Origin of the sequence: Bacteroides mediterraneensis (assembly GCF_025993685.1) — a bacterium.
In the GTDB taxonomy this organism is placed as follows: Bacteria; Bacteroidota; Bacteroidia; order Bacteroidales; family Bacteroidaceae; genus Phocaeicola; species Phocaeicola mediterraneensis_A.
The window spans coordinates 2,320,558-2,346,025 of record NZ_DAJPEN010000001.1 but is presented as its reverse complement, the minus strand read 5'-3'; the positions used below and the strand labels follow the sequence as shown (position 1 = coordinate 2,346,025).

Genomic DNA, 25,468 nt, shown 5'->3' with positions numbered 1-25,468 from the left:
TGTGGCAAGAGAGAACGGAGAAAAAATGTCGAATCTCTGAAAAAAAGAAAAAATATGGTGCGTCATGGTGGGGGATAAAAGAAATTTGCTTATTTTTGCACACCTAAAAATGTAGTTTTGTTTATATATTATGATCAACAGAGTTCTTATCCGTCTGAAGATAGTTCAGATAATCTATGCGTATTATCAGAACGGTGGTAAAAATTTGGATACTGCAGAAAAGGAGTTGTTCTTCAGCCTGTCCAAAGCGTATGATTTATACAACTATCTTTTGCTTTTAATGGTAGAGGTAACGAAGTATGCCAGCAAGCGGCTGGATGCAGCAAAAAACAAGTTAGTTCCTACCAAAGAAGATTTATCTCCCAACATGAAGTTTGTGGAAAATCGTTTCATTGCGCAGCTGGAAGTCAATAAGCAGCTGAATGCTTTTTCTGCGTCTCAGAAGAAGACTTGGGAAAATGAAGGTGATTTTATTAAAAATCTGTGTGAACAGATCATGCAGAGCGATATATATAAGGAATATATGGCCAGCGAGACTTCTTCTTATGATGAAGATCGCGAGCTTTGGAGAAAACTTTACAAGAAAATTATCTTTAATAATGCAGCGCTCGACGAAGTGTTGGAAGACCAAAGTCTGTATTGGAACGATGATAAGGAAATCGTCGATACATTCGTCTTGAAAACCATCAAGCGTTTCAATCCAGAGAATGGGGAAAAGCAAGAGCTTCTTCCGGAATTCAAGGACGAGGAAGATCAGGATTTTGCCCGCCGTTTGTTCCGTCGTGCCATCTTGAACGCCGACTATTACCGTCACCTGATTAGTGAAAACTCAAAGAACTGGGATTTGGACCGTGTGGCAGTGATGGATGTGGTTATTATGCAGATTGCCTTGGCTGAGATTTTGAGCTTCCCGAATATTCCGGTAAATGTGTCTTTGAATGAATATGTGGAAATCGCCAAGCTGTATAGCACTCCAAAGAGTGGTGGATTCATCAATGGTACATTGGATGGGATTGTTAATCAATTAAAAAAGGAAAATAAGCTGACTAAAAACTAATATATTTGTCAGGCTATTATTAATCTAAACCGAGAAAACGTATGAATTTGTTAGCTGTTGTTTTACAGGCTCAGGGAGGAGCGGATTACTCTTTCCTTATTATGATGGTGGCTATCTTTGCCATTATGTACTTCTTTATGATTCGTCCCCAGAACAAGAAGCAGAAAGAAATCGCTAAGTTCCGCAAAAACTTGGAAGTGGGTCAGTCTGTGGTTACTGCAGGTGGAATTTATGGAAAAATCAAGGAAGTAGAGGATAATACAGTTGTAGTTGAAATAGCTGCTGGTGTAAAAATCAAAGTCGATAAGAACTCTATTTATGCAGACGCACAGGCACAGCCTGCGAAATAATTGTCAATGGATATGTTCGATAGAAAGAACATAAAGAGATATTACTTGATATTCGTACGACAAATCAGGAACTTCTTGCTCAGTACCAAGAGCAGGGAGTTTCTGATTTTTCTGTTTTTTGTCTTCGTGTCCTTGTGTTTCTGGTTTCTGCAAACCATGAACGACATTTATCAGACAGAATTTAAGATACCCGTTCGTTTGAAAAACGTGCCCAAAGAGGTGGTAATGACCTCTGAATTGCCTAACGAGATTCGGGTGAGAGTGGAAGACAGAGGTACGGTTCTGCTGAATTATATGCTAGGAAGAACGTTCTTTCCGCTGACATTTAATTTTGAGGATTATCAGGAAAAGGGGCCTTATGTGCGAATTCCGCAGGAAGAAGTTCTGAAGAAAATCAGTGCCCAATTGAATAATTCCACTCAGCTTCTTTCAGTCCGTCCGGATACGTTGGATTATATTTATTCAAAAGGAATAGCTAAAAAAGTTCCGGTGGCAATCGGTGGGGAGGTGTCGGCCGGCAGACAATACTATGTATCGGAGATTCGTGTGATTCCCGATTCGGTAGTGGTTTACGCCCCCCAAGGTGTATTGAATGCAGTACTGACGGCTTATACACAGCCTTTTCATTGGACGAACGTGACAGACACCTTGCGGAAGCACCTTAATTTACAGAAATTGCATGGCGTGAAGTTTGTACCTTCTTCAGTCGATGTGATAGCATGTGTGGATATGTATTCGGAGAAGACCCTTGAGGTTCCGGTAGTAGGCATTGGTTTCCCGAAAGGGAAAGTGTTGCGTACCTTTCCGTCAAAAGTACAAGTCACTTTTCAGGTCGGTTTGAAGAATTTTAAGTCGGTGAAAGCACGTGATTTTCTGGTCGGAGTATCTTATGCGGACGTAATAGGCAATAAATCAGAAAAACTGACTCTTACTTTGAAAAGGTATCCGGGGGTAGCCACGCATATTCGAATCAATCCGTCATCAGTAGACTATCTGATAGAGCAGGAGACGGTAGAACCTGAGATGAAAGGAAAAGCAGAAAAATGATTAAGATTGGAATTACAGGAGGAATTGGTAGCGGAAAATCATACATATCTCATCTGTTGGAACAGAAAGGGATTCCGTTGTATGATACTGACCGGGAGGCCAAACGGCTGACTATGACGCATCCTCAGATACGGAAGGAGCTTTCGGCTTTGCTGGGCACGGAGGTTTATCGAGCGGATGGAACCTTGAACAAGCCTTTGGTAGCTAATTACTTGTTCTCTTCTTCGGAGCATGCCGCACATATCAACCAAATTATTCATCCATGTGTGTACAAGGACTTCCTTGCGTGGGCGGACCGTCAGGCTGCCAGTGGGGCAGAGGTCGTAGCGATGGAATGTGCCATTTTGTTTGAGTCGGGTTTCCAAAAAGCAGTAGATTTTGTGGTGATGGTATATGCTCCTTTGGATTTGCGTATAAAGCGGGCCATGCTTCGCGATTCAGCATCCGAAGAGCAGATAAAAGCACGCATTGCCGCGCAGATGGACGACGAGGAAAAGAGAAGAAGAGCCGACTATGTTCTCTTTAATGATGAAAAAATGTCGTTGGAGATGCAAATTGCTGCATTGGAAGCATGGCTTGTCAGTAGAAAAACGGGCAGATAGTTTGTGTATGTCGTTCGTCCGTTGTATTTTTGTCACTCGTAATCAAATTTTAATTATAGAGAAAAGACTATGTTGAAGACTATTTTAGCTATTTCTGGAAAACCTGGTTTGTACAAACTGATTTCTCAGGCAAAGAATATGCTGATTGTGGAAACTGTCAGTGCAGAAAAGAAAAGAGTTCCAGTTTATGCCAGCGATAAAGTGATTTCATTGGGCGATATCGCCATGTACACAGATGCGGAGGAAGTACCTCTGAGTGAAGTGCTGGAATCTGTCAAGAAAAAAGAAAACGGTAACGTGACTGCGTTGGACTACAAGAAAGCTTCTGCAGAAGAGTTGCATGCGTTTATGGCAGAAGTGTTGCCGAACTACGACCGTGACCGTGTACATACCAGCGACATCAAGAAATTGATTCAGTGGTATAATCTGCTGGTTTCAAACGGAGAAACAGATTTTGTAGAAACAGAAAAAGCGGCCGAATAAACGGAAATACGTACGGCTTTTCGGCGTACGGTGAGAAGAAAGTAAACTGTCTCAGGACAAACGGATGCGTTATTCCGGCTACGGAGTGCGGCATTTGTCCTGAGACAGTTTTATTATATACTCCGGAAGCCTCAAACGACAGTAAGGAAGATATGAAAAAGATTATATTGATTACAGGCGGTGAACGCTCAGGAAAAAGCAGTTATGCCGAACGACTGGCTCATGAACTGACCTCATCGCCGGTGTATGTGGCCACAGCGAAAATCTGGGATGAGGAATTTCGGAAGCGAGTGGAACGTCATCAGCAGAATCGTGGTCCCGAATGGACGAACATCGAGGAAGAAAAGGAGCTGAGCCGTCACGACATCACCGGCCGGGTAGCCGTAATCGACTGTGTGACGCTTTGGTGTACCAATTATTTTGTGGAGCAGCAGGACGTGGCCTTGGCCTTGGAGGCCTTGAAGCGGGAATTCGACCGCTTTACCGCGCAGGAGGCGACGTTTATCTTCGTAACCAATGAGATTGGAATGGGAGGCGTTTCCCCCAACGAGGTGCAGCGTCGGTTTACCGACCTGCAGGGCTGGATGAATCAATATATCGCTTCCAAAGCCGACCAGGTAGTACTGATGGTTTCTGGCATTCCGCTTAAAGTGAAAGGATAAATCATGCGTAAATTTACTATTTCCCCTATAGCCTGTCCGGAGCTGGAACAGGCAGCCCGTGAAAAGATTGACAACTTGACGAAGCCCAAGGGTTCTCTGGGGCGTTTGGAAGAACTGGCTTTGCAGGTGTGTATGATACAGCAGGCTTTGTCACCCTCCTTAAAATGTCCGCACAACCTGCTTTTTGCAGCCGATCATGGCATTGTGGAAGAAGGCGTCAGTGCATCTCCTAAAGAAATTACCTGGCAGCAAATCAGTAATTTCCTTCACGGAGGGGCAGGCATCAATTTCCTGTGTCGCCAGCACGGTTTCCGACTGGTGATAGTCGATGCCGGAGTGGATTATGACTTGCCTTATGAAAAAGGGATTGTGAATATGAAGGTGCGCCGGGGTACCCGCAATTTTCTGTATGGCGATGCGATGACTCCCGAAGAGATGGATTTGTGTCTGGAGCGAGGTGCACAATGTGTGGACCGAGTGAAGGACGCTGGTTGCAACGTCCTCAGTTTTGGCGAGATGGGAGTGGGAAACACTTCCGCTTCCTCTATGTGGATGAGCTGCCTGACGGGAATCCCATTGGAAAAGTGCGTCGGTGCCGGTAGTGGTTTGTATGGCGAAGCCATGACCCGTAAATTCAAGGTGCTTCAGCAGGCCCTTCAAAATTTTTCCGGCGACCATACGGTAGAAGAAATCCTGTGCCGTTTCGGAGGGTATGAGATGATGATGGCCGTAGGCGGCATGCTGCGTGCGGCCGAGCTGCGCATGGTCATTCTGGTGGACGGATTTATCATGACCAACTGCATGCTGGCAGCCTCCCGTCTGTATCCGGAAGTGCTTTCGTATGCCGTGTACGGGCATCAGGGCGATGAGAGCGGCCACAAACTCCTGTTGGACTATCTGCATGCCCGTCCGTTGCTGAACCTGGGATTGCGCTTGGGAGAAGGAAGCGGTTCGGTCTGTGCCTATCCGATACTTGATTCTGCCGTGCGGATGTTGAACGAGATGGACAACTTTGCGCATGCTTCCATTACCAAATATTTCTGAGCGTATGCATAATCTGTTGGCTGCTTTGATGTTTTTCACCCGTCTGCCTTTCTGGCGGATTTGCTCCGTTCCCTCCGAATGTTTCCGGCACGTGGTGAGTTACTGGAGCCTGTGCGGATGGCTTACGGGTGGAGTGATGGCCCTTGCTTTCTGGCTTTTTTCGCTGTGGTTTCCGCTTCCCGTGGCGGTGTTGCTGGCATTGTGTGCCCGTCTTTTCCTCACGGGTGCCCTGCATGAGGATGGATTGGCCGATTTTTTCGACGGCTTTGGAGGAGGACGCGACCGGGAAGGGATTCTTCGTATCATGAAGGATTCCCACATCGGGAGTTACGGAGTGCTGGGGCTGATTCTGTATTACCTGTTGTCGTTTTCCTTGCTTGTTTCTTTGCCGGTGCCGGTGATTCCCTGGGTGTTGTGGGTGGCCGATCCTTTTTGCAAGTTTGTGTGCAGTTTCATGCTGGTGTTCCTGCCCTATGCCCGGAAGGTGGAAGAAAGTAAGGCCAAGGTGGTCTATACCCGCATGAGTACTTCGGAGTGGGTAGCCAATGCGATAGGGGGACTGTTGCCTCTGTGTTTGTTGCCTGCTGCCTATTGGGGGATGCTGTTGTTTCCCTGTGTACTTTTTGCCGCATTGGTGTGTTTGCTCAAGCGTCGGCTGGGAGGATATACCGGCGATTGTTGCGGAGCCCTTTTCCTGTTGTGCGAGCTGGTGTGCTGGTTGGGAGCGGTGGCAGTTACTTATAATTTTTAAGGATGAATAGAAGATGAAAGTATATTTGGTTCGACATACTTCGGTCGATGTGCCTTCCGGTACGTGTTACGGTCAGACTGATGTGCCTCTGCGGGCTTCGTTTGAAGAAGAAGCGGCGGTGTGCAAGGAAGCCATCCGGCGCACCGGCATCGGCTTTACCCGTGTGTATGCCAGTCCGTTGTCCCGTTGCACGCGCCTGGCCGCCTATTGCGGCTTCCCGGATGCGGAACGTGACGACCGGTTGAAAGAGATGCACATGGGCGAGTGGGAGATGCAGCGGTTTGATGAAATCACCGACCCGCATATTCAGGAGTGGTACCAGGATTACCTGCGGGTACGTACTACAGGCGGAGAGTCTTTCATGGACGTGCTGGCCCGGGTATCTGATTTTCTGGACCACTTGGAACGTACCTCAGGTCCGGTGCTGATTTTTGCGCATGGCGGGGTGCTGGTGGCTGCGCAGGTTTATGCGGGAAAGGTGAGACTGGAAGATGCCATGCAGGCATTGCCTCCTTACGGGGGAATGGTGGAAATCGATTTGCCGCTTCCCCGCTTGCATCCGGTCATGTTGGCCGGTACGGGCAGTGATGTGGGGAAGAGTGTGCTGGCTGCGGCCTTGTGCCGTATTTTCTTGCAAGACGGGTATCATCCGGCTCCGTTCAAGGCCCAGAACATGGCGCTCAATTCGTATGCCACTCCCGAAGGACTGGAGATTGGTCGGGCACAGGCGGTGCAGGCTGAAGCGGCGGGTATCCCGTGTCATACCGATATGAATCCCTTGTTGCTGAAACCCACTTCCGACCGGACTACTCAGGTGGTGCTGAACGGCAAACCCATCGGCAACCGGAGTGCGTATGAATATTTCCGTACCGAAGGGCGTGAGGAGTTGCGTCAGGAAGTCTATCAGGCTTTCGACCGACTGGCGGCCCGCTACAATCCGATTGTGATGGAGGGGGCCGGAAGCATCTCGGAACTCAACCTGAAGGATACCGATTTGGTGAATCTGCCCATGGCGCGTCATGCTAACGCCGATGTGATTCTGGTAGCCGATATCGACCGGGGAGGTGTGTTTGCCAGTGCATACGGTTCGGTGGCACTGCAGACTCCGGAAGACCGCAAGCGCATCAAGGGCATCATCGTCAATAAGTTCCGTGGCGACCTCCGTCTGTTTGAGCCGGGCGTGAAGATGCTGGAAGAGATTTGCGGTATTCCGGTACTAGGCGTGATACCCTATTATCAGGACATTTACATCGAGGAAGAGGATTCGGTGGAACTTTCCCAGAAACAGCGGAAAGCGGTGCAGGGAAAGGTCAATGTGGCGGTGGTCTTGCTCCGTCACCTGTCCAATTTTACCGATTTCAATATGCTGGAGCACGATGAGCGGGTGAATCTGTACTATACGAACAACGTGGACGATTTGCTGAAAGCCGATATCATCCTGTTGCCGGGGAGCAAGAACACCCTCGGCGATTTGTATGAACTGCGCCGTAACGGGGTGGCACAGGCCATCCTTCGGGCCCGCCGCAACGGGGCAACCGTCATGGGAATCTGTGGCGGATACCAGATGATGGGACAACGCATTGCTGATCCCGACGGAGTGGAAGGCGATGTTTGTCAGTTGCCGGGGCTGGGATTGCTGCCGGTGGAAACGGTCATGGAGGGGGAGAAAGTGACGCGGCAGGTGCGTTTTTCTTTCCTGGAATCCGGTACGCCGGACTGTACGGGGTATGAAATCCACATGGGACGTACCTCGGCGGTAGATGGAGAGACAATGACTCCATTGGTTTATCTGGAGGATGGAACTTCAGACGGCTGTGTGGCAGACCGGAAATGTGCGGGTTCCTACATTCATGGGATACTGGATAATCCGGCAGTCATTGAGTGGCTGTTGGCACCTTATGCAGAGAAACTGACACAGCCGGCATTGGATTATGCCGCTTTTAAGGAAGAACAATACAACAAACTGGCAGACCATGTGCGGAAGCACCTGAACCTGCCGTTGCTTTACCAAATACTGACGGAAAATGATTAACGGACACGGAGACGATGCCTTTCGCTATGCGCATATTCGGGCCAATTTCAGTTCGAATGTGTATCATCGGGTGAATCATGACGGGTTGAACCGTTATCTGGCTGAACGGCTCTCGTGTATCCGTTCCTATCCGGAACCGGAACCCTATACGCTGGGAACTGAACTGGCCCGGCTGTATGGGGTGCGTCCGGAGGAAGTGTGTGTGACCAACGGGGCTACGGAGGCCATTTATCTTATTGCGCAGGCTTTCCGGGGCAGTCGTTCCCGGGTATGGATACCTACGTTCAGCGAGTATGCCGACGCCTGTCGTCTGCACGCCCATCGGGTAGAAGGTATCTCCAGCGTGGAGGCCTTGACGGAGGAAGAAGGGATATGCTGGTTGTGCAATCCGAACAACCCGACGGGGCAGACGTGGGAGGCGGATACGCTGCGGCGTTTGATTACGCAGTATCCCCGGACCTTGTTTGTCATCGATCAGTCGTACGCGCTTTTTACGGAAAAAGAGGTGCTTTCCGTGGCCGAGACCGTTGCCCGTCCCAATGTCTTGCTGTTACATTCCATGACCAAGTGTTTTGCGGTACCGGGACTGAGACTGGGTGCCGTGACGGGAAACGAAGCCCTTCTTCAGTGGATACGCGCCTGCCGCATGCCGTGGTCGGTGAACGCGTTGGCCGTGGAAGCCGGACAGTATTTGTTGCGTCACCTGGACGAGTACCGGATGGAGGTACCGGCCTTGCTGGCAGAACGGAAACGGGTAGCCGAGGCACTGGAAGCTACGGGTGGGGTAGAGGTGCTCTCTTCGGATACCCACTATTTTCTGGCCCGTTTGCAGAAGGGAAGTGCGTCCGACCTGAAAGCCTATTTGGCCGAACGTCATGGGCTGCTCATTCGGGATGCATCTAATTTTGAAGGACTGGATACCCGTTATTTCCGCATTGCGATACAGACGGAAGAAGAAAACAATTTATTAATTGAAGGCATACGCGAATGGATACGTGGATAGAAATGGGACTGATTCCCCTGTTGGGAGGATGCTTGCTTGATAAGTTATTGGGCGACCCTTTGTGGCTGCCCCATCCGGTGGTAGGATTCGGAAAACTGATAGCTCGGTGTGAACGACGGGGCAATCAGAGTACGCACCGCAAGCGGAACGGAGCGCTGACAGCCGTGGGGCTGATTCTGTTGGTCTTTTTGGTAAGCTGGGGGCTGCTGGAAGGTGCCAATCGGGTGCATCCCTGGTTAAAGGTGATCCTTTCGGTAGTGGCTGTGTTCTATTGTCTGGCTGGAAAAACCTTGATAGACGAGGTGCGAAGGGTATTTGAAGCTGCCGACATCTCCTTGGAAGCCGGACGGAAACAGGTGTCGCGTATCGTAGGTCGGGATACTTCCGCCTTGTCGGACCAAGAGGTACGTACGGCAGCCTTGGAAACCTTGGCCGAGAACCTGAGCGACGGGGTGATTGCCCCTCTTTTCTGGTATTTCCTGCTGGGCGTGCCCGGTATGCTGGCGTATAAGATGGTGAATACCCTCGATTCCATGATAGGCTATCGGAACACACGTTACAAGGACTTCGGATGCTGGGCGGCCCGTATAGACGATGTGGCCAATTACCTTCCGGCCCGACTGACCGCCCTGCTCATGGTACTGGTGTCCGGTCGCTGGTCGTTGCTGAAGTTTGTGGCCCATTACGGACGGATGCATGCCAGTCCCAATTCCGGTTATCCGGAAGCGGCTTTGGCCGGTATCCTGAACTGTCGTTTTGGCGGGCCGCACGAGTATTTCGGGGAGACAGTCTACAAACCCTTCATCGGCAGCAATCCTCGTCCGATAAATAGTGACGACATGCGTCGGGCCATCCGTATCAACCAATTGTCCGAAGGAGGGATGGTGCTTTTGATGGTGTCTGGATATGTGTGCTTTTGGGGAAACATTATCGGATAATTCTTTACTTTTGCATAGAGAATGTTTTAAACAATCAATAAAATGAAGAAAATAGCTTTACCTACTCGGAACGGAGTAGTAGACGACCATTTCGGTCATTGTGAGTTTTATACGATTTTTACGGTGGACGAAGAGAACCGCATCACGCGTACGCAGGTGCTTCCTTCTCCGCAAGGATGTGGCTGTAAGTCGGATATCGCGTCCAAACTGCAGGCCGACGGAGTAACGGTGATGCTGGCAGGAAATATGGGGGCCGGTGCGTTGGCCAAGCTCTCAGCTTGCGGCATTACGGTCGTCAGGGGCTGTCAGGGCTCGGTGATGCAGGTAGCCGAAGATTATCTGGCCGGAAAGATACAGGATTCCGGGGTGGAATGTGCGCACCATCATGAAGGGGAAGACCATCAGTGTGCACACCATTAATTTCTTTTTCCTTTTTCATTTAAGGTGAAATGAAGGGGAATTTTCTCTGTCCCACACTGCGAAATACAAAAACCACAGTGTGGGATATATATTTCACACTGTGGAATACAAATCCCAAACTGTGGGACAGAGAATTCTTATGGTCATTTAAAAGAAAATGCAGGGGTGATGAAAAGAAGGCAGCGGCGGTCTCACATTCCGGAAAATTCGTATCTTTGTGATTGATTTTCAAGCATGCTTTTATGAATAGGATTATTTTCTTGTTGCTGGCAGTCGTTTTAGGGGGAATGACGCTGACGGGCAACGCACAGACACAGATTGCGTTTATATCGGACGCACATATTCAGGACATTGACGGGCATCCCGAACGGGTACGTTCCATGGAGGTACAGGTACAATCCACCCGTTTGTTCAATGAAAATTATTATGCCTTGCTGACTGCGTTGGACGACGTAGCCCGGAGAAACATCCGTCTGGTGGTCTTGTCGGGCGACCTGACCGACAATGGGCAGTTTTTCAACCAGCAAAAGGTGAAAGAGATTCTCGACGGTTATACTCGTCGGAAGGGTATGTGTTTTTTTGTCACCACCGGCAATCATGATCCGGCGCTTCCGTTTGGACTGAAACAGAAGAATGTGAACTATCTGGCTGCCGACGGCACTCGGGTGACGCGGGAAGATTCGTGTGCCGGCTATGCCGACCAGATGAAGTGTTACGCGACATTCGGCTTTTTCCCGCAAAAGGAATACCGATATTGGGAAACCCCCTTTACTTCCTACACGTATGAAAAATTCAATTATAAAGAGGCGCAGAAAGAAGGAGGGCTCGAAAGAAGAACCTATGCCTTGTGCGATTCGCTGACTGCAATAGATGCCAGTTATCTGGTGGAGCCGGTAGACGGACTCTGGTTGCTGGCCATCGACGGGGGAGCCTATCTGCCGAAAGGAATGAAAGAGGGAAAGATGGTGTACCAAGGTTCCAGTATAGGATATAATAATGTATTGGCACATAAAGCCTTTTTATTGCCGTGGGTACGGAAGGTGGTGGCCGAAGCTCGGCGATTGCATAAAACGCTGGTCACCTTCTCGCATTATCCGCTGGTGGATTTCAACGATGGCGTGTCGGACTACGTGAAGAAGATATGGGGCAACCGTCGTTTCGACTTGGACCGTGTGCCGGAAGCGGAAGTGAGCGAAGCTTTTCTGGAAGCGGGTATCCGGCTGCATTTTGCCGGACACATGCACGTGAATGACACGGGCATCTGGGAGGGAAAGAATGGAAAGAAACTTTATAACATACAGATACCTTCGCTGGCCACCTATATGCCGGCCTACAAAATTCTGACCATTGAGCATCCAGAAGAGTTCCGGGTGGAAACAGTGACACTCGATTCGGTGGCAGGATTCGCTCAGTTGTTTCCTTTGTACCGCGCTGAATATCGTTCGGATTCTTTGAAAGGCCATTTGCCGGTGTGGAACAAAGAAATTCTTTCTTCCCGCACGTATCATGAATTTTGCGATTACCAGTTCCGTGACTTGGTACGTGTGCGTTTCATTCCGCGCGATTTGCCGGAAAGCTGGAAGCCTTACTTGAAGTTTACAGGGGCCCGCTTGCTGCAGGAAGTGGCCGGAGAGGATAAATCGGCGGAGGCCGAATGGACGCAATGGCGCATGGAAGACATGATTCTCGACCTTTATCGCTTGCGCTATGCCGACCGGCTTGCCTTGAGGGATATTCCGTCATCACGTCTGGCTGCTTATCGTTATTTGTTCGACCGCACGCAAACCTCTGCATCGGCTTCACCAGCGGTGGAATATGTGCAGGATTTGTCGGTCTTGTTTCAGGCATTCCTGAACGGGGAACCGTGCGTGAATTTCCGGATTAACTTGAAAAATGAGGAAATAGAAGCGGAATAGACCGAAAAGTGTACTATTTCCCTCCTGGTTTGCATTATTTTCCTCTTTTGTTACGTTACGTTTATCTAATTTTGTGTCAGGTTCATTAGGGAAAGTCCCGAATGAATCTGACCGTTCCTTATCATTGTAAAGTAATAAGGTAGGGTGGGTTGTATATGTAAGTCATTGAATGCTAGTTTGTTAAATACAAATTTAATCGTCTGGAAATAGTTTTGTAATACCGTCGGTTTACCTTTGCCGTCGAAAAAATAGATTATTTCTAACTAAAAATTTGTATTATGCTTAATGTACAATCAGAAAGGAAAAGAACATTGACACAAGGCTTGTTCTTTGTGTTGTTTTTATTGAGTAGTACCTTGGCATTTGCTCAGAACCAGGTGAGAGGAGTCGTAACCGACCCGGCTGGTGAGCCTTTGATCGGGGTGAATGTACTTGAAAAAGGAACCACCAACGGTACGGTGACAGACATTGACGGAAAATATACTGTAAATGTACCGAAAGGAAAAACACTGGTGTTTTCTTTTATCGGGTTTGTAACACAAGAAATAAAAGTAAATTCAAACGTGGTAAATGTAACGCTTAAAGATGATACGGAAACCTTGGATGAAGTGATAGTCATCGGTTACGGTAGCATGCAGCGCAAGGATGTGACCAGCTCCATCACTTCCGTCAAGGCGGAAGACCTGAACGTGGGTGTCGTAACCAGCCCTGCACAGATGCTGCAAGGTAAAGTTCCGGGACTGACAGTGGCCAACACCAGTGACCCGAACGGTTCGGCTTCCATCTCTTTGCGTGGTGCTTCCTCACTGCGTGCAGGTGAAGCCATGGAGCCGTACTATGTAATCGACGGTGTGCCCGGTGCCAGCCTGTCACTCATCGCCCCGGATGACATCGAAAGCATCGATGTGCTCCGCGATGCCTCTGCCACCGCCATCTACGGTTCGAAGGCTGCCAACGGTGTAATCATCGTGACAACCAAGAAAGGAAAGAAGGACGGACATACCAGCGTAAGCTACAGCGGCTACGTGGCATGGGACAAGACGATGAACACTCTCGACATGATGTCGGCAGACCAGCTGCTGGACTTTGCAAGCAAGAACAACATCGACCTGTCTCCGTATTATGACGTCAACAACCCGGCCAATACCAACTGGCAGGACGAAGTGCTCCGCACCGGTTTCAGCCACAACCACAACGTATCCATCAACGGAGGTAATGAGAAGACCAGCTACAGCGCCTCCATCAACTTCATGGACCGCCAGGGTGTGGTACGCGGCACCAGCATGGACCGTCTCAACGCCCGTTCTTTCGTACAGACAAAGGCTCTGAACGACCGCCTGGAACTGGCCTTCAGCGTCAATGCCAGCGTACGTAACAGCTCTACAGGTCCTACCGGCGGACAAGGCCAGAGCGTATTGGATGCCATGTACTACTACAGCCCGCTGGTTCCCGTGAGAAACGCGGACGGTTCCTGGTACGGCAACACACAGATTTCACAGAACTTCAACCCGGTCCGCATGATCAGCGAAGACCGCTATGACACGAAAGAGAAGCTGCTGCAGGGAACGGCACAGGCCACACTCCACATCCTCGACGGTCTGGACTGGAACCTGAACCTGTCTTACCAGAACCAGCAGTACATCTACAGCAACTACAACAGCAGCAAGACTGAATTGCCGAGCGTGGCTTCACGTAACGGACAGGCCGACCGCAGCACACTGGAAAACACCCGCAAGCAGATGGAGACCTATCTGAACTGGAATCATACCTTTGCCGACCTGCACAAGGTGGGCGTCATGCTGGGTTACTCCTGGGAACAGGCCGACAACAGCGACGGTTTCGGCTTGAAGGTGTACAACTTCTACAACGATGACCTGACTTATCATAATCTGGGCGTGGCCAACAACATCTCCATCAACGATGTGATCAGCAACAACCTGTCCACCCTGCGTATGATTTCCTTCTACGGACGTGTCAACTACAGTTTCAACAGCAAATACCTGTTGCAGGCCACTGTACGTCGGGATGGTTCTTCCGCATTCGGTGTCAACAACCGCTGGGGTACCTTCCCCTCTGTATCTGCCGCATGGCGTATCACGGAAGAGGAGTTCATGAAGAGCCAGAGCGTGTTCGACGACTTGAAGCTGCGTGTCGGCTACGGTGTCAGCGGTAACTCACTGGGATTCGATGCCTTCTATTCACGTCCTATCTACGGCTCTACCGGCTGGTTCACTTACGTGGATGCCAACGGTACTTCCTCACAATACCGTATCCTGGGTGCTACCCGTAACTCAAACCCGGATTTGAAATGGGAAACCACCGGCATGTTCAACATCGGTGTGGACTTCGGCTTCCTGAACAACCGGCTGACCGGTACCATCGAATATTATGACAAGCGTACCAGCGACCTGATTTTCGACTATGCGGTTTCCACCAACCGTTATCCTTACGGATGGATGACTGCCAACGTAGGTGACATCAGCAACAAAGGTGTGGAAATCACCATCAACGCCGTTCCGGTGAAGACACACAACTTCACATGGAGCACCACACTTAACCTGTCTCACAACAAGAACGTGGTAGAGAAACTTTCAAACGACACATATTCTGTAGAATACAGCGACCGTGCCAATCCGGATGTTGGTGGTTACAGCAGCACACAGGTACAGCGTATCATGGAAGGTGCCCCGCTCGGACAGTTCTACCTGTACGAATGGGCCGGCTATGATGAAAACGGAGGCTCCATCTTCAACGACTACGATGCCGACGGCAACCTGATCGGTACTACAGACGCTCCGGCAGACGAAGACCGCCGTCCTCACGGATCAGCACAGCCGAAACTGACTTACGGATGGAACAACGACTTCACATGGAAGAACTGGACGCTGACCGCCTTCTTCCAGGGCGTGGCAGGAAACAAGATCTTCAACGCTACCCGCTGCTACTACAACAACGTGAGCCTGGTAAGCAACGGTAAGAACGTGCTGGCAGAAGTGGCTGAAGGACAGAACGCACACGACTCACGTGCACAGGCTCCGTCTGACCGCTACCTGGAAAACGGTTCCTACCTCCGTCTGTCTACCTTGACCTTAGGCTATAACTTCGGCAAACTGGGCAACTGGGTCAACAACCTGCGCCTGTATGCCACTTGCAACAACGTATTCACCATTACCGGTTACAAAGGTGTAGACCCTGAAATCAGTCTGGGCGGCCTGGAACCGGGTATGGACTGGCGTAATACCACTTACCCGCGTACACGTACCTTCATGGTGGGCGTAAACGTGAATTTCTAACCCTTAACACAGGAGATTTTAAGATATGAAAACAAGAAATATATTGACTGGTGCCTTCCTGGCACTTACCGCATTCGGTTGTACCGATCTGGACGTTAATATTGAATCCCAATACACCGAGATGCCCAATTCGGAAATCGCCATAGAGGCCCAGATGAGCAACGCTTTCTATGGATTCCGCAACGCCATCGGCCGCCGTTTCGACGAGGGCGTGTCCTGCAACTCGGATGAGTATACAGCCGTCAGCTTCGACGGTGACTATCTGAACGGTCGTGATATGGCAAACTTCTCACTGCACATGATCGACCCGACCAACTCAAAGAACCAGCTGAACGTGTTCGATGAGCTGCAGAGTGCCATCACCAACTGTAACCGTGTCCTGTTCGACCTGAAAGATGCCGGAGTTGCAACTGATGAGGATTTGGCACCAGTACGTGCTGTACGAGCTTTCTATACATTCATGATTATGGACCACTGGGGTGATACTCCTATCATCGACCACCTGCTGGCCGACGACGAAAAGATTGACCGTTCCCCGCGTGCCGACGTGGCCAAGTGGATTGAATCGGAACTGCTTGCCGTACGCGACAACTGCTACGAGAACGTGGATGCCTCCACTTATGGCAAGCCGACCCGCTGGATGGTGGATGCCCTGCTGGCCAAGCTGTACATCAACTGGAACGTCTATACCAAGGACGTGACCAGTTCAAGCTGGAACGCCAATGACAAGAATGAGAAACTGAATGAGTGTATTAAAGCCTGCGACCGTGTCATCGCTTCCGGCCATTTTGACCTGAGCGACGACTACAAGACCAAGTTCATGTATACCAACGGCTCACAGATCAAGGACTTCATCTACGCCATGCCGTATGATGCCGAAACAGTGCAGGGCATGACCTTCGCCCGTTTCCGTACATGGCGCCGCGGTCAGAACAGCAACGGTTTCTACAGTATCGAGATGAGCAACTCCGTGGGTGGCAACATGGCACTGACTCCGGAATTCGTCGAACTCTTCTGCCTGCCGGGCGACCGTCGTAACGACGTGATTGCCGGTAGTACCGGTGAGAACATCGGCCTGCCTTCCTTCGACGTGTACCAGTATGACAATGCCACCGGTGACCCGACCAACATCCGCAACACGTATGGCGGTGAGAACGTGACTTTCACCAAGGCCATCACCTTGAAGGAAGACCTGACAGCCAATCCTCCCGTCGTGCCTAACGCCGACCTGAACTGCGGTGCGGACCTGAAGGGCTGGACACAGGGCTACCGTTCCATCAAGTTCTTCCCGGACATCAACGACTATAACAACTTCAGCCGTAACCAGGATAATGACGTGCCCATCTTCCGTTATGCCGATATCATCCTGATGAAGTGTGAGGCCATCGTACGTGGTGGAACAGCTACCAACGGGGATACTCCGATGAGCCTGTTCAACCAGATCCGTGCGTACGTGAACGCTCCGCTGCTGGACCACGACCCGAGCCTGCAGGAAATCCTGGATGAACGTGGACGTGAATTCCTCGACGAGCACTGGCGTCGTAACGACCTGATTCGTTTCGGAAAATTTGAAGAGCCTTGGGGCTTCAAGAATCAGTTTAACCCGAATGCAAGGAATCCTCAATACCGCTTGTGGCCGTTGAGCATCGATGCGTTGAACAACAATACCAACTGGAAACAGAACCCGGGTTATTGATAGAAAAAGATGAATAGCAATGGCTCCGGATGGCATTTGACCATCTGGAGCTTTGCTCGTCTCTATATAGAATGTTAAACTTTATATGAATTGCTTATGTGGAACACGAAATCAGTGTGGCTGTTTCTGTTAGGATTAGTCTGTATGGGAACAGCGGGAGGACAGGCTCCCGGAGATTCTTTTGAATACGCTTCATACGTTGACCCGCGCATCGGGTCGGAAGGACTGGGGCGTGTGTTTGTCGGACCGTCGTGTCCGTTTGGAATGGTGAAACCTTCGCCGGATTGTACGCCTTCGCCAAACAGCGGGTGGCTGCCGATGCCTGAACGAGTGGACGGCTTTGCACAGGTGCACGTCAGCGGTACCGGAGGGGGACCGAAATACGGGAATGTGCTGGTCACTCCCTTTGGCGACGGCATGGACCGTGTGAGCCACATTGATTACCGTGAGTATGAAACGATCCAGCTGGGATATTATGATACCCGTTTCAAGCAGAGTGGCATCCGTACGGAAATCACCACGTCGAACCGGGCTTCTTTCTATCGCTTCACGTATCCGGAAGATTCCTTGAAATCGTTGGCGGTGGATGCTGGTTTCTTTCTGGGAGAAAGTCCGATACCCGACGAGCGGGAAGCACAGCAGTTTGTCGGCTCCGAAATACAGGTGTTGTCCGACCATGAGGTGGCTGGTTATACGCGTATCCGTGGTGGATGGAATAATGGAAAGGCGTACACGGTGTATTTTTATGCGGAAACCGACCGTCCGTTTGTGCAGTCGCTCACGTGGAAAGGCAACCGTATTACCGATGCACAGTCGCAGTATGATTCAGCAGAAAAAACCGGGGCCTTACTGCGTTTTGCGAAATCCGACAAGGTGGTACAGCTGAAAGTGGGTATCTCTTTCCTGAGCAGCCAGAAGGCTAAGTTCAATGCTCACTCAGAAATTCCTCACTGGTCGTTCGAAGAGGTGCATAACGGTTTGCTGGCGCAGTGGGAAAAGTTGTTCCAGAAAATAGAAATCGACCCGTCTGCTCCGGATGCGAAGAAACGGATGTTCTACACCGCTTTGTATCACACCATGCTGATGCCGGTGGACCGTTCGGGGGAAAACCCGCTCTGGAGTGATCCGGAACCTTACTATGATGATTTTTATGCCATCTGGGATACGTATCGCAGCTCTTTCCCGTTGATTACGTTGATTGACCCGCAGCGTCAGGTGGATATCGTACGTTCGTTGATCAATATCTACAAACGTGATGGTTACATGCCCGATGCCCGTAGCGGAAACAGCAACGGACGTACGCAGGGAGGTTCCAATGCAGAAATCGTGATTGCCGATGCGTTCGTGAAAGGGCTGAAGGGGATTGATTATGAACTGGCTTTGCAGGCCATGCTGAAGGATGCCATGGTTCCTCCTGGCGGTAATGAAGAGGCTGAAGGACGCGGAGGACTGATTCCTTACCTGAAACTGGGCTATATTCCTCACGGTATTGACCGGGCCGGCAACCGTACCATCGAGTATGCTTATTGTGATTATGCCATTGCACTGGTGGCCAAGGGATTGGGAAAGGAGGACTTGTATCAGCAATATATGAAACAGTCTGAAAACTGGAAGAACCTGTGGCGCAGTGATTACGAGCATGCGGGAGCCAAAGGTTTCATCATGCCGCGCGATAAGGACGGCAACTGGCTGGATTCCATTCCATTCGGACATTCCACCCGGGTGCAGCCGAAATTCAAATATACACCGGTCATTTTCGAAGGGCCGTGGTACACCAAGTGGTGGAGTATGTTCTTCTATGAAGCCAGTTCGTGGGAATATTCCTTGAGTATTCCGCACGACGTACCGGGTTTGATTGAAAAATGCGGGGGAACTGAAGCGTTTGAGAAGCGTCTGGATATCTTCTTCGACAAAGGCTTCTTCAATGTCAACAACGAACCTTCGTTCCTGACTTCTTGTCTGTATCACTGGCTCGGAAAGCCATGGCGTACGAGCGACCGTATCCGTGAAATCATTGCGAAGAATTACAATGACGGTCCGGTAGGTTTGCCGGGCAATGACGACTCGGGTGCCATGTCGTCCTGGCTGGCTTTCCACATGGTAGGCTTGTATCCCAATGCCGGACAGGATTACTATCTGATTCACACGCCGCTACTGGCTTCCGCTACTTTCCATCTCGCAGACGGGAAGGACTTTAAGATTGTGGCACAGGGACTTTCCGATAAAAACTGCTACATTCAGAGTGTGACACTGAACGGAAAGGATTATCCGTATTCTACGTTGCGCCACAAGGATATCATTGCCGGTGGTGAACTGGTATTGAAAATGGGAAAGAAACCCGGAAATTGGGGAAAGGAAATGGGACTGGATAAATAAGGAATGCGTATGAAAAAGAAATATCTTATCGGTTTTTTTGCAGCATGCCTGCTGGGTACGGGTATGCTGCCGGCACAGACCGTCGTGTCGGACACATTGAAGTTCGTGTTTAAGTTGCACGGACAGACCCGTCGTTATCAGGTGGTTTTCTGTGAACAGGATGGCGGCTTACGAATGAACTGGGGCATAGAGCGCAACCTGCACTGGCAGTCGGGCAGTTACACCATGACCCCGAAGGCTCTGGAAAGCGGAAGCCAGTTGTGTTTCTTGCAGCCGGACGATGGAAACCACTTGCAGCTGTCGGATGCGGAAACCGTGTATGTAGTGCCGCAGAAAGCTTTGAAGCAGTTGAAGGAGACGGGAAGTATGGACTTTAACCACACAACCTATGACCGGGTGGAGGATGCGTCGGAGAAGAATGCCGGACGTCCGTTGCTCCACGTGGTCGACCGTTATGAAGGCGGAGAAATGTGGATATGGGACAATCCGTCGCTGCCCATCATCTGGCGGATGGCAAACAATCCGCTGGAAGTGAACTGGCAGGTGGAAGTGATGAAGAAGTGAGAAAATAGAATATATCGCAGATTTTGTTTTTTTGTCGTACCTTTGCAGGGCAAAAACAGAAAGGATTTAAATCATGCATACAAGAGAAGAAAAACTGGAAGCGTTCGGACGTCTGCTCGACGTGCTGGACGAGTTGAGGGTGAAATGTCCTTGGGACCGCAAACAGACTAACGAAAGTTTGCGTCCGAACACCATTGAAGAGGTATATGAACTCTGTGATGCCCTGATGAAGGACGACAAGAAAAATATCTGCAAGGAATTGGGCGACGTGTTGCTTCATGTGGTGTTCTATGCCAAGATTGGCAGTGAGACCGGTGATTTTGACATCAAGGACGTGTGCGACAAGTTGTGCGACAAACTGATATTCCGTCATCCGCACGTGTTTGGGGAAGTCAAGGCCGATACGGCGGAACAGGTGTCCGAAAACTGGGAGCAAATCAAGCTGAAGGAAAAGGACGGCAACAAGTCGGTCTTGAGCGGTGTGCCCGAGGCTCTTCCTTCCTTGATTAAGGCCTATCGTATTCAGGACAAGGCTCGCAACGTAGGCTTCGATTGGGAAGAACGTGAGCAGGTGTGGAACAAGGTGAAAGAGGAAATCGGAGAGTTTGAGGCAGAAGTGGGACAGATGGATAAGGACAAGGCGGAAGCCGAGTTTGGCGACGTGATGTTCAGCCTGATCAATGCGGCCCGGCTCTATAAAATCAATCCGGATAATGCGCTGGAGCGGACCAACCAGAAGTTTATTCGCCGTTTCAATTATCTGGAAGCACATACCATCAAGGAAGGGAAGAGCCTGAACGATATGTCGCTGGAAGAGATGGATGCCATCTGGAACGAAGCAAAGGCGAAAGGTCTCTGACAAGGGGAATGCACCTGCAGTGTGTTTCAAAGTGTTGCTCTTTTAATGTGATTGGACGTTTCTGGAAAAATATCTTTCTGAAAGAATAACATATTGAAAGATTTTTCTACCTTTGCGAAACATAAACAAAAATTTTAAAAAGGAAATGGTGAACAAAGCTATTATTACAGTCGTAGGCAAGGATACCGTGGGTATCATTGCCCAGGTGTGTACTTATCTGGCAGAGAATAAGGTGAACATTCTGGATATCTCTCAGACCATCGTACAGGAATATTTCACAATGATGATGATTGTGGATATGACCAAACTGGAAAAACCTTTTGAAGAGGTTGTTACCGAGCTGACCAACGTCGGTGTGGAAATCGGGGTGCAGATTAAGTGCCAGCGCGAGGAAATCTTTGATAAAATGCATCGTATCTAACGAAAAGGAGAAACGGTATGATCAATATAACAGAGGTTCTGGAAACCAATAAGATGATAGAGCAGGAAAACCTGGATGTGCGTACCATTACGATGGGTATCAACCTGTTGGATTGTGCGGACAGCAACCTGGAGGTGCTTTGTCAGAATATATACAATAAGATTACCGGACTGGCAAAAGACCTGGTCAGAACGGGAGAGGACATTTCCAAGGAATTTGGTATTCCTATCGTAAACAAGCGAATTTCCATCACACCGATTGCCCTGGTGGGGGGAACAGCCTGCAAGACGCCGGATGATTATGTGCAGATTGCCAAAACTCTGGACAAGGTGGCCGGAGAACTGGGGGTCAATTTTATCGGCGGTTATTCTGCGATTGTTTCTAAAGGAATGAGCCGCAGCGATGAATTGCTGATTCGTTCTATTCCGAAAGCGCTGGCTTGTACGGAGCGTATCTGTAGTTCCGTGAACGTAGGTTCTACCAAGACGGGTATCAACATGGATGCGGTGAAACTGATGGGTGAAATCATCAAGGAAACGGCTGAAATGACCAAGGAACGCGACTCGTTGGGTTGTGCCAAGCTGGTGGTGCTCTGCAATGCCCCCGATGACAACCCCTTCATGGCGGGAGCCTTCCACGGCGTATCCGAACCGGATGCAGTGATTAACGTGGGTGTCAGCGGTCCGGGCGTGGTGAAATATGCCTTGGAGCAAATCCGCGGAAAGAGTTTCGAAGTGCTTTGTGAAACCATCAAGCGCACGGCATTCAAGATTACGCGTGTGGGACAGCTGGTGGCTCAGGAGGCTTCACGCCGTCTGAATGTGCCCTTCGGTATCATCGACCTCTCACTGGCTCCGACGCCGGCGGTGGGCGACAGTGTGGCCGAAATTCTGCAGGAAATCGGACTGGAATATCCGGGGGCTCCGGGAACGACGGCAGCCTTGGCCTTGCTGAACGACCAGGTGAAGAAAGGAGGCGTGATGGCGTCTTCGTATGTGGGGGGACTGAGCGGTGCCTTTATTCCGGTAAGTGAAGATCAGGGAATGATTGATGCCGTTGAAGCAGGTGCTCTGACCATCGAGAAGCTGGAGGCCATGACGTGTGTCTGCTCAGTAGGGCTGGACATGATAGCCATACCGGGAAGTACATCTGCTGCTACCATTTCGGGGGTAATCGCCGACGAGGCAGCCATCGGCATGGTGAACCAGAAGACCACGGCGGTGCGCGTGATTCCTGTGGTAGGTAAGGAAGTGGGCGATACGGTGGAATTCGGCGGCTTGCTGGGTTATGCACCCGTAATGCCGGTCAACCGTTACAGCTGTGAGGCTTTCGTGAACCGTGGCGGACGGATTCCGGCACCGATTCACAGCTTCAAGAACTGATATTGAAATCGACAACAGATAGAAAAGAGGGAGGCTCAGCCGGTTGGATAACCGTTGAGCCTCCCTTTCTCTTATAACCTTAATACGATGGTAATTGTATTTACTCTTTACATATAACAACTGAAGGAGGAAAATGTTTTGCCGGAGGGCAGAAAAAGTGCTAGGACACTGCCGGATTTGTACTATCTTTGCGACGGAAATATTTTGACCTGTATGACGGATTATTTGAATGAACTGAATGACAGTCAGCGCGAGGCGGTGATGTACAACGAGGGACCCTCCCTGGTGATTGCCGGAGCGGGTTCCGGAAAGACGCGCGTGCTGACCTACAAGATAGCCTATCTGCTGGACAACGGGTATGAGCCGTGGTCTATTCTGGCATTGACCTTTACCAACAAGGCGGCCCGCGAGATGAAAGAACGTATCGCCCGCCAAGTGGGGCCGGAGCGGGCCCGTTATCTCTGGATGGGGACTTTCCATTCCATCTTTTCCCGTATTCTGCGGGCGGAGGCTGAGGCGTTGGGCTTTACGTCCAATTTCACGATTTACGACGCGACGGATTCCAAGAGCTTGGTGAAGACCATTATCAAGGAAATGAATCTGGACGACAAGGTGTACAAACCAGGCATGGTGCAGGGACGCATCAGTCAGGCCAAGAATCACCTGGTGCTGCCGGAGGCATACGCGGCAAATGCAGAGTTGGTGGAGGCGGACCAGGCGGCGAAGGTACCGTTGGTGCGGGAAATTTATGCGCGCTACTGGAACCGTTGCCGGCAGAGTGACGCCATGGATTTCGACGACCTGCTGCTTTATACCTATTTGTTGTTTCACACGCGTCCGGACATCTGCGACAAGTATGCGGCACGTTTCCGTTATATCCTGGTGGATGAGTACCAGGACACGAACTTCGCCCAGCACAGCATTGTGCTCCAGCTTACGCAGAAACAGCAATTCGTGTGCGTGGTGGGCGACGATGCACAGAGCATCTATTCCTTCCGTGGGGCCAACATCGACAACATCCTGAATTTTACCCGTACCTATAAAGATGCCCGTCTGTTCAAGCTGGAACAGAATTACCGGTCCACGCAGACCATTGTCAACGCGGCCAATAGCCTGATTGCGAAAAACCGCGACCAGATTCGGAAGGATGTTTTTTCGGAAAAGGACAAAGGGGAGCCTATCGGGGTGTTTGCAGCCTACAGCGACGTGGAAGAAGGAGAGATTGTGGCCAATAAGATTGTGCAGTTGCATGCGAAGGAAGACTATGCCTATCACGACTGTGCCATCCTTTACCGTACGAATGCCCAGAGCCGTATTTTCGAGGAGGCGTTGCGCAAGCGCGGTATTCCGTACCGTATCTATGGGGGACTGTCGTTCTACCAGCGCAAGGAAGTGAAAGACGTCGTGGCCTATTTCCGGATGGTGGTGAATCCGAACGACGAAGAGGCTTTCAAGCGAGTTATCAATTATCCGGCGCGCGGTATCGGGAACACGACACTTGGCAAACTGGCAGAGGCTGCCAGCCGTTTCCAGGTGAGCTTGTGGAAGGTGTTGTGCGAACCGCTGAGCTACGGACTGACATTGAACAAGGGTACCCACACCAAGTTGCAGGGCTTCCGTGACCTGATTGCGGAGTTTGTGACGATGGCCCAGGAAAAGGATGCCTATACGGTGGGCATGGAACTGGTGCGCCGTTCGGGCATCATGGCGGAAGTGTATCAGGACCGCTCGCCCGAGAATCTGAGCCGACAGGAAAACATCGAGGAGCTGGTGAACGGCATGCGTGATTTCTGTGAGGGACGGCAGGAAGAGGGGAATCCTCATCTGCTGCTGGCCGATTACCTGTCGGAGATTGCCCTGCTCACCGACCAGGATGAAGACAAGGGAGAAACGCAGTCGAAGGTGACGCTGATGACCATCCATTCGGCCAAGGGACTGGAGTTCCGCAACGTGTTTGTGGTGGGGATGGAAGAGAATCTGTTTCCCAGTCCGCTGTCGTCGGCTTCCTATCGGGCATTGGAAGAAGAACGCCGCCTGTTTTATGTGGCCGTCACCCGGGCGGAAGACCACTGCTACCTGTCGTATGCCAAGAGCCGTTTCAAGTATGGTAAGATGGAGTTCTGCAACCCGAGCCGTTTCCTGAAAGACATCGATGTGCGTTACCTGAAACTGCCGCAGGAGGAACTGATGGCCGGGCGCATCGAGGAAAAGGCCAGCTGTTTTCGGAAAGAGGCCAGTCGCGCTTCCTACGAACGAGAGCCTCGTGAAAGCGGACCGTCGATGTTCGACGGAGGCCCGATGCCGGAAGAGCCCCATCATTTTGTGCCTCCTCGCACGTTGCGCCGTATTCCGGATGCTACTCCTTCAACTGCTTCTTCTAGTCCGTCGGCAGGGGGACTGTCGGCCGGCATGTGGATAGAGCATGAACGTTTCGGCAAGGGAGAAGTGACCAAGGTGGAAGGCAGTGGAGACAACTGCAAGGCAACGGTGCAGTTCCAGCATGCCGGGGTAAAGCAGCTCTTGCTGAAGTTCGCCCGTTTTAAAGTAATCGATGAAACAAAATAAATAAGAA

General features: G+C 50.5%; 21 protein-coding genes. All 21 read left to right on the top strand.

The window, feature by feature from the left end:
* Positions 1-130: 130 nt before the first annotated feature.
* The 21 genes from nusB to OIM59_RS09970 all read left to right on the top strand — a co-directional run bounded on the left by nusB (position 131) and on the right by OIM59_RS09970 (position 25,461).
* Positions 131-1,057 carry a transcription antitermination factor NusB gene (gene nusB, locus OIM59_RS10070; protein ID WP_299172256.1) on the top strand — a complete coding sequence of 309 codons (927 nt, stop codon included), beginning with the start codon at positions 131-133 and terminating at the stop codon, positions 1,055-1,057.
* Positions 1,058-1,098: 41 nt separating this feature from the next.
* Complete coding sequence (yajC, locus tag OIM59_RS10065) at positions 1,099-1,407, top strand: preprotein translocase subunit YajC (RefSeq protein ID WP_022352977.1); 309 nt, start codon at positions 1,099-1,101, stop codon at positions 1,405-1,407.
* Between the two features lie 12 nt (positions 1,408-1,419).
* Complete coding sequence (locus tag OIM59_RS10060; RefSeq protein WP_299172251.1) at positions 1,420-2,454, top strand: YbbR-like domain-containing protein; 1,035 nt, start codon at positions 1,420-1,422, stop codon at positions 2,452-2,454.
* Positions 2,451-3,056, top strand: coding sequence for a dephospho-CoA kinase (gene coaE, locus OIM59_RS10055; RefSeq protein ID WP_299172248.1), 606 nt, complete (start codon positions 2,451-2,453; stop codon positions 3,054-3,056). The genes OIM59_RS10060 and coaE overlap by 4 nt, the downstream gene beginning before the upstream one ends.
* A 69-nt stretch (positions 3,057-3,125) precedes the next feature.
* The gene (locus OIM59_RS10050; protein WP_072542994.1) at positions 3,126-3,539 is read left to right on the top strand and encodes a DUF5606 domain-containing protein; all 414 of its coding nucleotides are present in this window, start codon (positions 3,126-3,128) and stop codon (positions 3,537-3,539) included.
* Positions 3,540-3,691: 152 nt separating this feature from the next.
* Positions 3,692-4,201 (top strand): bifunctional adenosylcobinamide kinase/adenosylcobinamide-phosphate guanylyltransferase, encoded by a 510-nt coding sequence (gene cobU / locus OIM59_RS10045; RefSeq protein ID WP_299172244.1) that lies wholly within the window; start codon positions 3,692-3,694, stop codon positions 4,199-4,201.
* Between the two features lie 3 nt (positions 4,202-4,204).
* Positions 4,205-5,245 (top strand): nicotinate-nucleotide--dimethylbenzimidazole phosphoribosyltransferase, encoded by a 1,041-nt coding sequence (gene cobT, locus OIM59_RS10040; protein WP_299172241.1) that lies wholly within the window; start codon positions 4,205-4,207, stop codon positions 5,243-5,245.
* A 4-nt stretch (positions 5,246-5,249) separates the two neighbouring features.
* Entirely contained in the window at positions 5,250-5,996 is a 747-nt protein-coding gene (locus OIM59_RS10035; RefSeq protein WP_299172238.1) for an adenosylcobinamide-GDP ribazoletransferase, read from the top strand.
* Between the two features lie 13 nt (positions 5,997-6,009).
* Positions 6,010-8,028: a cobyric acid synthase gene (locus tag OIM59_RS10030; protein ID WP_303896473.1), complete on the top strand. Its 2,019-nt coding sequence runs from the start codon at positions 6,010-6,012 to the stop codon at positions 8,026-8,028.
* The gene (locus OIM59_RS10025; RefSeq protein ID WP_299172232.1) at positions 8,021-9,031 is read left to right on the top strand and encodes a threonine-phosphate decarboxylase; all 1,011 of its coding nucleotides are present in this window, start codon (positions 8,021-8,023) and stop codon (positions 9,029-9,031) included. Before OIM59_RS10030 ends, OIM59_RS10025 begins: the two co-directional genes overlap by 8 nt.
* Positions 9,016-9,969, top strand: a complete 954-nt coding sequence (gene cbiB, locus OIM59_RS10020; RefSeq protein ID WP_299172229.1) for an adenosylcobinamide-phosphate synthase CbiB — start codon at positions 9,016-9,018, stop codon at positions 9,967-9,969. The genes OIM59_RS10025 and cbiB overlap by 16 nt, the downstream gene beginning before the upstream one ends.
* A 42-nt stretch (positions 9,970-10,011) precedes the next feature.
* The gene (locus OIM59_RS10015; RefSeq protein ID WP_299172226.1) at positions 10,012-10,389 is read left to right on the top strand and encodes a NifB/NifX family molybdenum-iron cluster-binding protein; all 378 of its coding nucleotides are present in this window, start codon (positions 10,012-10,014) and stop codon (positions 10,387-10,389) included.
* A 242-nt stretch (positions 10,390-10,631) separates the two neighbouring features.
* Positions 10,632-12,305, top strand: coding sequence for a metallophosphoesterase (locus OIM59_RS10010; protein WP_299172223.1), 1,674 nt, complete (start codon positions 10,632-10,634; stop codon positions 12,303-12,305).
* Between the two features lie 278 nt (positions 12,306-12,583).
* A complete protein-coding gene (locus tag OIM59_RS10005; protein WP_303896469.1) occupies positions 12,584-15,598 on the top strand; it encodes a TonB-dependent receptor in 3,015 nt (1,004 codons plus the stop codon).
* A 25-nt stretch (positions 15,599-15,623) separates the two neighbouring features.
* The gene (locus tag OIM59_RS10000; RefSeq protein WP_299172412.1) at positions 15,624-17,294 is read left to right on the top strand and encodes a RagB/SusD family nutrient uptake outer membrane protein; all 1,671 of its coding nucleotides are present in this window, start codon (positions 15,624-15,626) and stop codon (positions 17,292-17,294) included.
* 96 nt (positions 17,295-17,390) lie between these two features.
* Positions 17,391-19,670 carry a GH92 family glycosyl hydrolase gene (locus tag OIM59_RS09995; protein ID WP_299167925.1) on the top strand — a complete coding sequence of 760 codons (2,280 nt, stop codon included), beginning with the start codon at positions 17,391-17,393 and terminating at the stop codon, positions 19,668-19,670.
* A 9-nt stretch (positions 19,671-19,679) separates the two neighbouring features.
* Positions 19,680-20,234 carry a hypothetical protein gene (locus OIM59_RS09990; RefSeq protein WP_299167923.1) on the top strand — a complete coding sequence of 185 codons (555 nt, stop codon included), beginning with the start codon at positions 19,680-19,682 and terminating at the stop codon, positions 20,232-20,234.
* A gap of 73 nt (positions 20,235-20,307) precedes the next feature.
* Entirely contained in the window at positions 20,308-21,093 is a 786-nt protein-coding gene (gene mazG / locus OIM59_RS09985) for a nucleoside triphosphate pyrophosphohydrolase (protein ID WP_299167921.1), read from the top strand.
* 148 nt (positions 21,094-21,241) lie between these two features.
* Positions 21,242-21,514, top strand: coding sequence for an ACT domain-containing protein (locus OIM59_RS09980; RefSeq protein WP_299167930.1), 273 nt, complete (start codon positions 21,242-21,244; stop codon positions 21,512-21,514).
* 17 nt (positions 21,515-21,531) lie between these two features.
* A complete protein-coding gene (locus OIM59_RS09975) occupies positions 21,532-22,896 on the top strand; it encodes a PFL family protein (RefSeq protein ID WP_177864635.1) in 1,365 nt (454 codons plus the stop codon).
* A 213-nt stretch (positions 22,897-23,109) separates the two neighbouring features.
* Complete coding sequence (locus OIM59_RS09970) at positions 23,110-25,461, top strand: ATP-dependent helicase (protein WP_303896465.1); 2,352 nt, start codon at positions 23,110-23,112, stop codon at positions 25,459-25,461.
* Positions 25,462-25,468: the final 7 nt, after the last annotated feature.